The following is a 13,549-nucleotide window of genomic DNA, read 5'->3' as shown; positions in this document are numbered from 1 at the left end:
ATTTCGGCCAGGGCCGGATCGTCGTCCACCACGAGCACGCGTGCCTTCATGCCCAACATGGTTGCACTTCTGCATCTCCTGCCGTGCACGCACCTGATGCTCGCGGAGCTGCAGCGGTGCTGACGCGCCTCCGCGGCGGGGCCTTTTTGCGTTTACACGGTTCCTTAGGCGCCAGGAGGCGGTGTTGCCCTGATCCGCTGGGAGCACAGTGACCACGCGCGTCGGCCGCTACACCTCTGGCGTGGGCCCGCACCAGCTTTTCTCGCCGTCAGGCGGTTGTGGCTGCTTCGTCGGGTTGGCTGGTCCGCGCCGGTTGGCGCCTGGGGTGGTCGGCGGGCATCAGGACGGCCAGCACCGCGAGGACGACCGCCACGAAGACCAGCAGTCCGAAGACGATGTGCAAGGCGGCCATCAGCCCGGGGCCGGCAGGGGTTCCGTCCGGGGTGACCGCGGTCCGGGAGTTGATGATGGCTCCGCAGATCGCCACACCAACAGCCGAACCCAGCGACCGGGCGAACATGTTGACGCCCGTGACCGCGCCGCGCTCGGTGAACTCGGCGGAGGACTGGGCCGCGATCAGCGTGGGAACCGCGGTCAAGCCCATGCCGATGCCGACCACGAAGGTGAAGATCCCGACCATGATCACGCTCGAATGCGCACCCAGCAGGAGCGTCAGGGCGGTGCCGACGACCACGAAGGTCGAACCGATCATCGACGTGAACCGGAACCCGAGCGCGAGGTACACGCGACCGGCGTTCGTCGCGGCCAGCGGCCAGCGGCCAGCCGACCATCATGGCGGCCAGGGCGAATCCGGCGATCAGCGGGCCGACTCCGAGCACTCCCTGGGCGTAGATCGGCACGTAGGTCGACAGAGCGAGGACGATGACGCCCACCAGCAGCGAGATGGCGGTGGGCACGCCGACCACGCGGCGGCGCAGCAGGCGCAGGTCGAGGATCGGGTGCGCCGAGCGCAGCGCGTGGGCGGTGAACGCCGCGAGCAGCAGGGCAGCCCCGGCGAAGATCAGCACCGACGGCGTGGATGCCCAGGCCCAGCTGGTTCCGCCTTCGAGCAGGCCGAGGAGCATGAGCGTGCTGCCGCCGGTCAGCAGTGCCGCGCCGAGGTAGTCGATCGGCTCGCGGTCACCTTCGCGTGCGGATTCGTGGTACTTCAGGACCAGCATCGTCGCCGCCCCGAAGCACAACGGCAGGTTGATCCAGAAGATCCAGCGCCAGCTGAGGAATTCGCTGAACACACCGCCCAGCGTTGGCCCGACGACCGACGAGATCGCCCACACCGAGGCCAGGTACCCCTGGGTCTTCGCCCGTTCCTGCAGCGTGTAGATGTCGGCGGCGATGGTCAGCGACACGGGCATGACCGCGCCCGCTCCCAGCCCCTGCAGCACCCGGCCGACGATCAGCGCCGGCATCGACCAGGCGGCACCGCACAACACGGAGCCGACCAGGAAGAACCCGACCCCCGCGAGTATCAGCCGCTTGCGACCGAGCACGTCGGCGAGCCTGCCGAACAGCGGCGTGCTCACCGCCTGCGCGAGCAGGTAGGCGGAGAACAGCCACGGGACCTGCGCGAAGCTGCCGAGGTCCCGCGCGATGGTGGCCGATGCGGTGGCGATGATCGTCGCGTCCAACGCCACCAGGGCGGTGGACAGCATCAGTGCGAGCAGGATGGGGCCGCGCTCCGAGCGCAACCCCACAGCGGAAGTCGTTGCGGACACGAACTGAACAAGACCCCGCGAAGCAAAATTATTCCAGAACGCATGCCGATTCCCGCCTCCCACTTCTCGGGAGATGCGGTGCGGATTTGGGAAAAACGTGGACGAACGTCCACGCACCCAGTGCGCGGTCCTGCGATGCCAGCGCCAGGGCGAGTCGGTCGATCTCGCTGCTTCCTGTTGCCAAACCGTCTTGCGCGGACGGCATCAGGCGAACACGACGATCCACATAGGACATCGCCAGCTGAAAAGAGGTGCCATCAGCAAGGAACGGCTGCAGATGCCGGCAGCGCAGCCTCGGTCGTGTTCTTCACGGTCGCAGGTGTGCCGGGTGTTGTCTTCGATCCCGCTCGTGCGCATCCACTCGGTGAGCGCGTACGACAAACTCACCGATGACGGGGCGGAGCGCTGGCCATCGACCTGGGCCAACAGCTGTTCAGCGCGCATCTGCGCTGTCTGTCGGAGCCGTTGATGATCTCGCGGAGGTAGGCCCGCTTGCCGGTCACGGGGTCCGTTCCTGCGCAGGCGATGCCCCGGAGGACTCTTCTGCGCTCTTCGGTTCAGCTGCGTTGACGGATCCCAGTCCGATCACGAGGCGTGGCCGTGAGTGCACTGGTGGTTGCGGCCGCGCCCAGCGGATCACACCATGATCCGCATGTTCAGTCGTAATGCGTGGTCATGCGTGGTGCCCCCGGTGAGATTCGAACTCACACTGGACGGATTTTGAGTCCGCTGCCTCTGCCGTTGGGCTACGGGGGCCTTCTGCTGCAAGGATACGTGATCCGTGATCAACCGCTCCGACAGGGGTGCCGCTGGGCGTTGCTTGTTCGGAGGCGTAGGGCGGGGTAGACATGCCGGAACGAAGCTGTTGAGGGCCCTAGCGCAGCGTCCAGAGGCCTGTGGATCTCAGGGCCGATGAACGGACTGCGGTGTCCGGAAGGAAGTTCTGCGCATGCCGTCCGAATCGCGTCTGACCATCGACAACTCGCCACCCGTGGGGTTCCACTACCGGCTCGCGGTGCTCACCTGGGGTGGCAAGTTCATCGACGGCTACACGTTGGGTGTGCTGACGATCGCCCTGGCCGTTCTGCCGTCCGATTTCGGCATGACCTCCTTCTACTCCGGGCTCGTCGGGGCGGCGGCCCTCTTCGGGCTCTTCCTGGGGAGCTTGTTCATCGGCCCGCTCGCGGACCGGATCGGCCGGAGGAGGCTGTACACCGCTGACCTGGCTCTGTTCCTCGTCGCCTCCCTCGCGCAGCTGTTCGTTCAAGACGCGCTCCAGCTCTTCGCCGTCCGGCTGGTCCTCGGCGTGGCGATCGGGATTGATTACGCAGTCGGTCCGACGTACCTCTCCGAGATGTTGCCGAAGAAGCTCCGCGGTCCGCTGCTGGGTGGTTTGTCCGCGGTGTGGCGTTTCGGTTTCCTCGCCTCGATCGTCGTGGGGTACTTCATGAGCGGTCTCGGGCCGGACGCCTGGAAGTGGATTCTGGTCACCAGCGCCATCCCCACTGCCGTCGTCATGGCCCTGCGACTGGGCTCGCCCGAATCTCCCCGGTGGCTCGTGCAGCAGGGGCGCTACGGCGAGGCCGACGCGATCGTGAAGAAGTACATCAATCCCGAGGCAGGTGTCGATGACCTGGTGGAGGCACACGAGCACGGGACCGCGAGGCGCTCGAACTGGGCGACCATGAAGGCTCTCTTCAGCCCACGCTGGCGGTCGCGGACCTTCTACGCAGGCTTCTTCTGGATCGCCCAGGCAACGCCCCAAACCGCGATCTTCACGTTCCTGCCGTCGCTGTTCGTCGCCCTCGGGCTCGCCGGCGGTCTCACTCCGACGCTGATCCAGAACGCGTTCTTCGCCTTCGGGGGAATTGTCGGCATGTTCGTCGTGAACCGGATCAGCCGTCGCGGACTGCTGATCTCCACGTTCTGGATGATGGCGGTGTCGGTCGCCGCCCTGGCGATCCTGCCGCAGCCCGGCGCGGTCGTCGTGGTGACCTGCCTGTGCGTCTACGCGTTCATCGAGGCGGTCGCGGGAAACCTGCAGTTCGTCTACCCGAGCGAGCTCTTCCCGACATCGATCCGGGCGGCTGGTGTGGGGATGGCGGCTGCGCTGAGCAGGATCGGTGCGGCGGTCGGCACCTTCCTCTTCCCGATCCTGCTCGCCTCGTTCGGAGTGCAGGCGCTGATGGCCGGCACCGTCTGCTTGCTCGTCCTCGGCGCCGTGATCTCCCAGAAGATGGCCCCGGAGACCGGTGGGCGCAGCCTCGAGGAATCCGCGGCGGAGGAGGATCGCTCGCCCCGCGCGGCGCAGCCCGACCCCAACTGACCTGGACCTTTCGTCGAGCGGAACGTCAAGTCGGGAGCTGAGCGGCGGCCCGTGGTCGGTGTGGCCGCTCAGCAGCCGGGTCAGCGGCCGAAGTCCTGGGTCCAGTAGTCGCCGGTGTCGCTGACCGCGACGCCGATGGTCTTCAGGGAGCAGTTGACGATGTTGGCCTTGTGGCCCTCGGACTTGAGCCAGCCGTCCATGACCTCGTTGGCGGTCCGGTAGCCCTGCGCGATGTTCTCGGCACCGGGGGAGGGGTTGCCGGCCTTCTTGATGCGCTGGTCGAAGGTCACGCCGTCGGGGGTGGTGTGGTCGAAGTAGTTGCGCTTCGCCATGTCGGCGCTGTGGCCGGCGGCCGCCTTGGTGAGTCGGGAGTCCACCTTGACGGCGCTGCAGCCCGCGTCGGCCCGGGCCTTGTTCACCAGGGCCACGACCTGGTCCTCGACCGAACCGGATGCCATCGCTGCGGGGGCCCAGGCGACGGAACCGATGCCGATCAACAGTGCAGTTGTAATTACGGAGCGTCGAAGATTCGGGGTCTTCATGCCAGTTCAAGCTACACAACTGGGTGAGATCGAACTGTTATCTATGGAATTGGTAACACTGAGTAATGCTCAGCGTGATGGCTCGACCACTCTCCGGGCGCCCGTTGCGCCCGCTTGGCCGCGTTCCTCCCGGTTCAGGACCCTGGTGGTGATGATCACGGCGGGTTAGGTTCACAGCCCAACTGCAGGGTCGCCGGTCGGACGGGGGCTGTGATGGTCGAGGAAGCCGGGATCGAGCACGACGCCGGACTGCGGCGGAGCCTGAAGAACCGACATCTCCAGATGATCGCCCTCGGCGGCATCATCGGCGCCAGCCTGTTCATCGGCAGCGGCGCGGTGATCTCCACCGTCGGCCCCGCGGCCGTGCTGTCCTACGGGATCGGCGGGCTGATCGTCGTGCTGGTGATGCGGATGCTCGGCGAGATGGCCACCGCCTCGCCCGCGCTCGGCTCCTTCATGGAGTACGCCCGCACCTCGCTGGGCGACTGGGCGGGATTCACCATCGGCTGGCTGTACTGGTACTACTGGGTCGGCGTGGTGGCCTTCGAGGCCGTCGTCGGCGCCGAGCTGCTCAACCCGCTGGTGCCGGTGATCCCGCAGTGGGTGCTGTCGCTGGTGCTGATGCTCGCGCTGACCGCGACGAACCTGAACTCCGTGCGCTCCTTCGGCGAGACCGAGTTCTGGCTGGCCTCCATCAAGGTCATCACCATCGTGATCTTCCTGATCTGCGGCACGATCTTCGTGCTCGGGCTGTGGCCGGGAGCGGAGTTCTCGGTGGGCAACATCGCGCTCGACGGCTTCGTCGCCAACGGCGGGTTCGCCGTGCTGCACGGCGTGGTGATCGTGATCTTCTCCTACTTCGGCACCGAGATCGTCACCATCGTCTCCGCCGAGTCCGACGAGCCGGAGCGCTCGGTGGCCAAGGCGACCAAGGCCGTGGTGTGGCGGGTGCTGCTGTTCTACGTCGGCTCGGTGGCGCTGCTGGTGATGATCACGCCGTGGCGGGACATCCCGACCGACGGCAGCAGCCCGTACGCGGCGGCGTTCTCGCAGTTCGGCCTGCCCGGTGCGGAAGCCGTGGTGAACGTGGTGGTGTTCACCGCGGTGATCTCGGTGCTCAACTCCGGGCTCTACACCGCGTCCCGGATGCTCTTCGCCCTGCAGCGGCGGGGCTTCGCGCCGGACTGGGTGCGCGACATCAACCGGCGCGGGGTGCCCTGGAAGGCGATCCTGCTGTCCACACTGGTCGGTTACGTCGCGGTTGCGGCCAGCTACGTCTCACCGGACACGATCTTCTACTTCATCATCAACTCGGCCGGTGCGGTCGCGCTGTTCATCTACGCGATGATCGCCGCCTCGCAGCTGCGGATGCGGCGGCGCCTCGAGCAGGAAGCGCCCGAGCGGCTGAAGCTGAAGATGTGGCTCTTCCCCTACTTGACGTGGGCCACGCTGGTGGTGATCGCGGCTGTGATCGTCACCATGGGTGCCATCGAGGAAGTCCGCTCGCAGCTCACCCTCAGCCTCGTCAGCCTCGCCGCCATCCTGCTGATCTACCTGCTGTTCGTGCGTCCGCGCGCGGCGCGGCGGCGGTCGGGCTGATGTCGCAATGGTCACGTCCCGTGTTTACCTCGGCGTGAAGTCGCGACCGGTATTCTTCGGTTTCCGGTGCAGATCGCACCGGAAACCCGAGCTCTATGGAGGACCCCGGTGACGACGCCGGCTACCGAGGACACACGCGAGGCCAAGCCCGTCGAACGTCGCGTACTCGTGGCCGAGGACGAGGCGTTGATCAGGCTCGACCTGGTGGAGATGCTCCGCGAGGAGGGCTACCAGGTCGTCGGTGAGGCCGGGGACGGTCAGGAAGCCGTTCGCCTCGCCGAGGAGCTGCGCCCCGATCTGGTGATCCTGGACGTGAAGATGCCGAAGATGGACGGCATCGAGGCCGCCTCGAACATCGCCGGTGAGCGGATCGCGCCGGTGGTCATCCTGACCGCCTTCAGCCAGCGCGACCTCGTCGAGCGGGCGCGCGACGCGGGTGCGATGGCCTACCTGGTCAAGCCGTTCGCCAAGCGCGACCTGGTGCCGGCCATCGAGCTGGCGGTGTCCCGGTTCACCGAGGTGCAGGCGCTGGAGGCCGAGGTCGCCGACCTCACCGACCGCCTCGAAGCGCGCAAGACCATCGAGCGGGCCAAGGGCCTGCTGATGAGCAAGCACAACCTCTCCGAGCCGGAGTCGTTCCGCTGGCTCCAGCGCACGGCCATGGACCGCCGCACCACGATGAAGGCAGTCGCGGACGCCGTCCTCGAGAACCTGTCCTGACGCGCAAGGGCCCGTGAGTCTTTTGGGTTGCTATGGCGACCCGAAAGACTCACGGGCCCTGTGCGTTACTCGCCGGGTGGTTGGTCGCGCAGGACGCAGGTCAGGCGCGCGGTGCAGGTCCGGCGGTCCTGGTCGTCGACGATCGCGATCTCGTAGGTCGCGGTGGAGCGGCCCCGGTGCACCGGCGTGGCCACCCCGGTGACCTTCCCGCCGGTGACCGCGCGGTGGTGGGTGCAGGACAGCTCCAGCCCGACCGCGATGCGCCCCGCTCCGGCGTTGAGCGCCGCGGCGATGGAGCCCAGCGTTTCGGCCAGCACCGCGTTCGCGCCGCCGTGCAGCAGGCCGTAGGGCTGGCGGTTGCCCGCGACCGGCATGGTGGCGACCACCCGATCGGGTTCCAGCGTCCCGAACTCGATCCCGAGCTTGTCGGCCAGCTGCTCCTCGGCGCTCTCGAGCATCTCGATCAGAAGTCCGTTATCGCTGGTCATCGGCTCACCACCGTTGACTTCGGTCACCCCAGGTGCCTCCTGTCGCCTCCGGTCACGCGCTGTCGGAGCCTCAGCCTAGACTCGCCGCCGTGACGCATTCCGAGGACCGACGCCTGCTGCTCATCGACGGCCACTCGATGGCCTACCGCGCTTTCTACGCCCTGCCCAAGGAGAACTTCCAGACCGGCACCGGGCAGCACACCAACGCGGTCTACGGGTTCACCTCGATGCTGATCAACCTGCTGCGCGACGAGCAGCCCACGCACCTGGCGGTGGCCTTCGACGTCTCGCGCAAGACGTTCCGCAGCGAGGCGTTCACCGAGTACAAGGCCAACCGCAGCAAGAGCCCGGACGAGTTCCGCGGCCAGGTCGCCCTGATCCAGGAAGTGCTCGGCGCGCTGAACATCCCGGTGCTGAGCAAGGACAACTACGAGGCCGACGACGTCATCGCGACGTTGACCACGCAGGCCACCGAAGGCGGCTTCAAGGTCGCGATCTGCACCGGTGACCGCGACGCGCTGCAGCTGGTCACCGAGGACGTCACGGTGCTGTACCCGACGAAGGGCGTCTCCGAGCTGACCCGCTTCACCCCGCAGGAGGTGGAGGACAAGTACGGCCTGACCCCGCAGCAGTACCCGGACTTCGCGGCGCTGCGCGGCGACCCCTCGGACAACCTGCCGAAGATCCCCGGGGTGGGGGAGAAGACCGTCACCAAGTGGATCCAGCAGTTCGGCTCGCTGGCCGAGCTGGTGGACCGGGCCGACGAGGTCAAGGGCAAGGCGGGGCAGGCGCTGCGCGACCACCTGTCGTCGGTGCTGCTCAACCGGCAGCTGACCGAGCTGGTGCGCGACGTGGAGCTGGAGGCGGCTCCGGCGGAACTGGAGGTGCGCGCCTGGGACCGGGACGCGGTGCACCGGCTGTTCGACGACCTGGAGTTCCGGGTGCTGCGCGACCGGCTGTTCGCGACGCTGTCCAGCGCCGAACCGGAGGTCGAGGAGGGCTTCGAGGTCTCCGGCGGCGTGGTGCAGCCCGGTCGGCTGCCGGCTTGGCTGGACGAGCACGCCCGCAACGGCAACCGCGTCGGCCTGGCCTTCACCGGGCAGTGGGCGCGGGGCCGTGGTGACCTGACCGGCTTGGCGCTGGCCACCGCGGACGGTGCGGCCGCGTTCATCGACGTCAGCGCCCTGACGGCCGAGGACGAGAAGGCGCTGGTGGCCTGGCTGGCCGATCCGTCGGCGGCGAAGGCGGCGCACGACGTCAAGGGCCCGCTGCACGCCATCCGCGACCGCGGCTGGGCGCTGACCGGGCTGACCAGCGACACCGCGCTCGCCGCCTACCTGGTGCGCCCGGGCCAGCGCTCCTTCGAGCTGCCCGACCTGGTCGTCCGCTACCTGCAGCGCGAGCTGCGCGCCGAGACCGGCGAGGAGAACGGCCAGCTGTCGCTGCTCGAGGACGAGGCCGAGACCAAGGAGAAGGAGGCCGCGGCGGAGCTGATCAAGGCGCGCGCGGTGGCCGAGCTGGCCGACGCGCTCGACGTCGAGCTGGACCGCATCGACAGCCGCGCCCTGCTCACCGACCTGGAGCTGCCGCTGCTGGTGGTGCTCAGCGAGCTGGAGGGCGCGGGCATCGCGATCGACGCCGAGCAGCTCGCCGAGCTGGGCGCGCACTTCGCCGCGCGCGTCAAGCAGGCCGCGCAGGACGCCTACGGCGTGATCGGCAAGGAGATCAACCTCGGTTCGCCGAAGCAGCTGCAGGTGGTGCTCTTCGACGAGCTGGGCATGCCGAAGACCAAGCGCACCAAGACCGGGTACACCACCGACGCCGAGGCGCTGCAGACGCTGTTCGAGAAGACCGAGCACCCGTTCCTGCAGCACCTGCTGGAACACCGCGACGCCACCCGGTTGAAGACCACTGTGGACGGACTGGTGAAGTCCATTTCGGACGATGGCCGGATCCACACCACGCTGAACCAGACCATCGCGGCCACCGGCCGGTTGTCCTCCACCGAGCCGAACCTGCAGAACATCCCGATCCGCACCGAGGAAGGCCGGCGGATCCGCGAGGTGTTCGTGGTCGGCGGCGACTACGCGGAGTTGATGACCGCCGACTACAGCCAGATCGAGATGCGCATCATGGCGCACCTGTCCGGCGACGAGGGGCTCATCGAGGCGTTCCGCACCGGCGAGGACCTGCACAACTACGTGGCCTCGCGCGCGTTCGGGGTGCCGATCGAGGAGGTCGACCAGGAGCTGCGCCGCCGGGTCAAGGCGATGTCCTACGGACTGGCCTACGGGCTGTCGGCCTACGGGCTGGCACAGCAGCTGCGCATCTCGGCCGAGGACGCGAAGGCGCAGATGGACGCCTACTTCGCGCGCTTCGGCCGGGTCCGCGACTACCTGCGGGAGGTCGTCGACCAGGCCCGCAAGGACGGCTACACCTCGACGATCCTCGGCCGCCGCCGCTACCTGCCGGACCTGACCAGCGACAACCGGCAGCGCCGGGAGATGGCCGAGCGGATGGCGCTCAACGCGCCGATCCAGGGCAGCGCGGCCGACATCATCAAGGTCGCCATGCTGGGCGTGCACCGAGCGTTGCGGGACAACGACATGCGGTCGCGGATGCTGCTGCAGGTGCACGACGAACTCATCGTCGAGGTCGCCGACGGCGAGCACGCCGAGGTGGAGAAGCTGCTGCGCGAGCAGATGGGGTCGGCGCACGAGCTCTCGGTCCCGCTCGAGGTCTCGGTCGGTTCGGGCCGCTCCTGGGACGCCGCCGCCCACTGACGGTTCCCACTCCTCGGACTCGGCGCCGGTGGAGGACTTCCGCGATCCCAGCGGAGATCAGATGTCTGATCTCCGTTGGAATCCCGGGGTTTCCGGTGCGCCGGGGCCGGAGGTCGATGCGGTTTCCGTTGGCGTTGCGGGGCTCTGCGAGGTTGCGGGTCAGTCACGAAGTCGGCGTTGTCCGGTGCGGGACGGGTGGGGCGCTCTTGAATGGCGGACATCACCGTCGGTGCCCCCGCCCGCCCGCGCGATCGATCGGTGCGGATAGCCTGCCGTACGCGTGACCGGTCGCGGTGGGGGCATCCGAACCGCTTCCGCGCCGATACGAGGAGGAGCATGATCAACATCGACAGAGTGGACCACCTGGTCCTCACCGTCGCCGATGTCGATCGGGCAGTGCAGTTCTACGAGCAGATCCTCGGCATGACGCCGGTGACGTTCCCGGGCGAGCGGCGGGCGGTGAGCTTCGGCCGGCAGACCATCAAGCTGCACGCGGCCAGCGAACTGGTCGAGCCGACCGCCACGCACCCCGTGCCCGGTTCGGCGAACCTGTGCTTCATGACCACCAACGCGCTCAGCGAGGTCCAGGAGCACCTGCGCGCCAACGAGGTGCGCATCGAGGAGGGCCCGGTCAGCCGCATCGGTTCCGAGGGGCCGATCACCTCGCTGTACCTGCGCGACCCGGACGGGAACCTGATCGAGATCGCCCGCGCGGACGAGCCCGTCGAGTAGCTGGTATTCCCAGGACTGGCTTCAAAGCGGTCGGCATATACCACGCACGCTCCGCGTCTGACCAGTCGAACGGCCCCTGATCGCCTGATCGTGTCCTGCGGTGCACCGATAGCGTGCGGCAGGTCGGAGAACGTGCGTGCAGCGTGTCGGGGGCCAGGGACGTGGGTTTCACCGCCTCGGAGTCCACCCGTGACGGGTTCCCCTCGGTGGAGGGGCAGCTCGTCGAGTCGTTCGACTGCCCGGTGGACGTGGGGGACGAGCGGCAGTGGCTGGCCTGGCTGGCCTCGGAGTCGGCCCGGCCGGGCCACGGCCGCGAGCAGCTCGCCACCGCGCTGATCACGTACTGCCGCGGCGAGGGCGTCCAGGTCCCCGGACGGGACCAGGCCCGCTGCGCGGCGGAACGCGCGTTGCAGGACTTCGAGCTGGGGCTGTGCGAGCGGGTCGAGGACCGGCTCGGCGATGCGGCGGGTCCGTTGGAGGTCCTGCTCGCGGAGTCGGCCGGAATCGGCTGGCTGCTCGAGGAGCTGCGCCCCGAAGTGCGCCCGATCGACCTGCGCTCGTTGGTCCGCGAACTGGACGACATCATGTCGTTGCAAGCGTTGGGACTGCCGACCGATCTGGCCGCGGGTTCGGCCGATCAGGTCTGGCTGCGGGCCCTGCTGGCCGAGATCGAGAAGCTGACCGCCCTCCGCCGGCTGGGCCTCCCGGCCGACGTCTTCGAGGGCCTCCCGCCGCAACTGGTGGCCGCGTGGAGCGCCCGGGCGGCAGGGGCGCGGCCCTTCGAGCTGCGGGCCTTGTCGCGGCCGTACCGGGTGACGCTGGCGGGTGCGCTGTGCGAGGTGCGCCGCGCGGAGATCACCGACCTGCTCGGGCACGCCCTGGTCGGCCTGCTCCACCAGATCCGGGCCCGCGCGGAGCACCGGCTCGGACATGCCGTCGACGACGTGTCGCTGCCCGGTGCGGCGCGGGACGTGCTGCTGCTCAAACTGGTCCAAGCCGCTGTCGAGCACCCCGATGACACCGTGCGCGCCGCGCTGTTCCCGGTCGCCGGTGAGCAGCTGCTGGAGCAGCTCCTGCGCGACGTCGAAGCCCGCGCCGCCGCGTCCACCAAGCGCAAGCGAACGGTGCTCCGGGGCACGTACTCGGCCTGCTACCAGCAGCTGTTCCGGTTGCTGCTGGAGAGCTTGGAGTTCGGCAGCCGGGATGCCGATTCCTGGCCGGTCATGGCCGCGCTCGGTGAGCTGGTCGGCGACTACACCGCCTGCTGGAGCCGCGGGAGGTTCTACGAACCCGACGACGAGGCCCCGCTGGAGGACGTCGTGCCGCCGGAGTGGCTGGCCGCGGTCGTGGACAGGGAAGGGCGCGTCGAGCGCATCGCCTACGAGTTCTGCGTTCTGGTGTCGCTGCGTGACCGGCTCTGCACCCGGCAGATCTACCTCGTCGGCGGCCGCAAGTGGGGCGAACGGCCCGACCCGGTGCTCTGGCCGAAGCAGGACGGGGCGGCGGGCTAGCGAGCCCACCGCCCCTCCCGGGACAGTCCTCAGAGCGAAGCCGCGCCGTCCTCCGAGTCGCACTCCAGCGCATGGTTTATGTCGCCTACGTAACGGTCGATAGGAGAACACAATCCTGTCAGTCGGCACAAGGTTGGCTGACATTCCCGGTCAATCGGCGGATTCGTGCGATCCGGACATCGCCTGACGTGGTCAGGCTCGCCGAAGAGGAAGCCTTGTCCTCCTATGGAAATCGTGTTCTCATTACGGCCGTTAATCTGACGACATGTTCGTGCCGAGCACTGTTGTCGGAACGGGGCTTGCGATGGCAGATCAACTCATCTGGAATCCCGCGACCGAGCTGATGGCCCCGCGCAGACCTGCGGGCGTTGCAGCCGGGGATCGACCTTCCGGGTGGGTTGCTGAACTTCGCCGGGCTCGTTGACCTCTTCTTCCCAATCGAGTGCGTGACCGGCTCTCGGGTACGGCCCGTGAACGCACCGCTGTCGGAGCGCGCTCCGCTGTGTGCTGCGCATTGCCCGGATCTGGGGGCGTGAGGACCCCGGGGCGCTGTAGCGGCCCGAACGGCGTCACACCCCATCCCCTCAACGGAAAGCGAAAGGGATCGCATGCTCGACGACTTTCAGGAGAAGGCAGCCGCCCTCGACGAATCGGATCCGTTGCGCGGGTTCCGGGATCGCTTCCTGGTTCCCGATGGTTCCGACGTCGTGGCGTACCTCGACGGCAACTCGCTGGGCCGGCCCGCTGTGGCCACCGCCGAGCGGATGGACCGGTTCATCCGGCAGGAGTGGGGACATCGGCTGATCCGGGGGTGGGGCGAGGAGTGGCTCGACTGGCCGCAGACGGTGGGCGACCGGCTGGGGCGGGTCGCGCTGGGTGCCGCCGCCGGGCAGGTCGTGGTGGCCGATTCCACGTCGGTGCTGCTCTACAAGCTCGCGCGCGCCGCGGTCTCGGCACGGCCCGGCCGCGGTGAGATCGTCCTGGACGTCAACGATTTTCCCACCGACCGCTACGTCATGGACGGCATCGCCCAGGAATGCGGTCTCGAACTGCGGTGGCTCGCCACCGAGCCGGCCGCGGGTGCCACCGCCGAGCAGGTCGCCGACGCGGTCGGC

10 protein-coding genes, 1 tRNA gene and 2 pseudogenes are annotated in these 13,549 nt (G+C 68.3%); 7 read left to right on the top strand and 6 right to left on the bottom strand.

From position 1 onward, the window contains the following. Positions 1–268: 268 nt before the first annotated feature. The 4 genes and pseudogenes from ABTZ89_RS24730 to ABTZ89_RS24715 all read right to left on the bottom strand — a co-directional run bounded on the left by ABTZ89_RS24730 (position 269) and on the right by ABTZ89_RS24715 (position 2,489). Positions 269–712, bottom strand: a complete 444-nt coding sequence (locus ABTZ89_RS24730; protein ID WP_351048729.1) for an MFS transporter — start codon at positions 710–712, stop codon at positions 269–271. Positions 713–794: 82 nt separating this feature from the next. After that, positions 795–1,670 (bottom strand): annotated as a pseudogene (locus ABTZ89_RS24725) (MFS transporter); the annotation flags it as partial. A 267-nt stretch (positions 1,671–1,937) separates the two neighbouring features. Beyond that, positions 1,938–2,177, bottom strand: coding sequence for a hypothetical protein (locus tag ABTZ89_RS24720; RefSeq protein ID WP_351048726.1), 240 nt, complete (start codon positions 2,175–2,177; stop codon positions 1,938–1,940). Between the two features lie 236 nt (positions 2,178–2,413). After that, positions 2,414–2,489: transfer RNA gene (locus ABTZ89_RS24715), tRNA-Leu, on the bottom strand. Between the two features lie 193 nt (positions 2,490–2,682). Between ABTZ89_RS24715 and ABTZ89_RS24710 the strand changes: the two genes are divergently transcribed. Next, entirely contained in the window at positions 2,683–4,059 is a 1,377-nt protein-coding gene (locus tag ABTZ89_RS24710; RefSeq protein WP_351048723.1) for an MFS transporter, read from the top strand. Between the two features lie 80 nt (positions 4,060–4,139). On the opposite strand, the gene ABTZ89_RS24705 is transcribed toward ABTZ89_RS24710, so the two are convergent. Continuing rightward, positions 4,140–4,556 carry a CAP domain-containing protein gene (locus ABTZ89_RS24705; protein WP_270953155.1) on the bottom strand — a complete coding sequence of 139 codons (417 nt, stop codon included), beginning with the start codon at positions 4,554–4,556 and terminating at the stop codon, positions 4,140–4,142. 258 nt (positions 4,557–4,814) lie between these two features. On the opposite strand from ABTZ89_RS24705, the gene ABTZ89_RS24700 reads away from it, so the two are divergent. Beyond that, entirely contained in the window at positions 4,815–6,200 is a 1,386-nt protein-coding gene (locus ABTZ89_RS24700; protein WP_270953156.1) for an amino acid permease, read from the top strand. 108 nt (positions 6,201–6,308) lie between these two features. Further along, on the top strand, positions 6,309–6,920 hold the full coding sequence (locus ABTZ89_RS24695) for an ANTAR domain-containing response regulator (protein ID WP_270953157.1): 612 nt from the start codon (positions 6,309–6,311) through the stop codon (positions 6,918–6,920). Between the two features lie 65 nt (positions 6,921–6,985). Here ABTZ89_RS24695 and ABTZ89_RS24690 read toward each other — a convergent pair whose 3' ends face one another. After that, entirely contained in the window at positions 6,986–7,408 is a 423-nt protein-coding gene (locus tag ABTZ89_RS24690; protein ID WP_351048718.1) for a hotdog fold thioesterase, read from the bottom strand. A gap of 89 nt (positions 7,409–7,497) precedes the next feature. On the opposite strand from ABTZ89_RS24690, the gene polA reads away from it, so the two are divergent. The 4 genes and pseudogenes from polA to ABTZ89_RS24670 all read left to right on the top strand — a co-directional run. Beyond that, positions 7,498–10,191 carry a DNA polymerase I gene (gene polA, locus ABTZ89_RS24685; protein WP_351048715.1) on the top strand — a complete coding sequence of 898 codons (2,694 nt, stop codon included), beginning with the start codon at positions 7,498–7,500 and terminating at the stop codon, positions 10,189–10,191. 336 nt (positions 10,192–10,527) lie between these two features. Beyond that, positions 10,528–10,923 carry a VOC family protein gene (locus tag ABTZ89_RS24680; RefSeq protein WP_270953159.1) on the top strand — a complete coding sequence of 132 codons (396 nt, stop codon included), beginning with the start codon at positions 10,528–10,530 and terminating at the stop codon, positions 10,921–10,923. A 143-nt stretch (positions 10,924–11,066) separates the two neighbouring features. Continuing rightward, on the top strand, positions 11,067–12,434 hold the full coding sequence (locus tag ABTZ89_RS24675) for a hypothetical protein (RefSeq protein ID WP_351048711.1): 1,368 nt from the start codon (positions 11,067–11,069) through the stop codon (positions 12,432–12,434). 608 nt (positions 12,435–13,042) lie between these two features. Beyond that, positions 13,043–13,549: pseudogene (locus ABTZ89_RS24670) on the top strand (kynureninase); the annotation flags it as partial.

The organism is Saccharopolyspora sp. NPDC002686 (assembly GCF_040295745.1).
Lineage (GTDB): Bacteria > Actinomycetota > Actinomycetes > Mycobacteriales > Pseudonocardiaceae > Saccharopolyspora > Saccharopolyspora oryzae.
The sequence above is the reverse complement of the archived record's forward strand: the minus strand, read 5'-3'. Positions and strand labels throughout refer to the sequence as shown.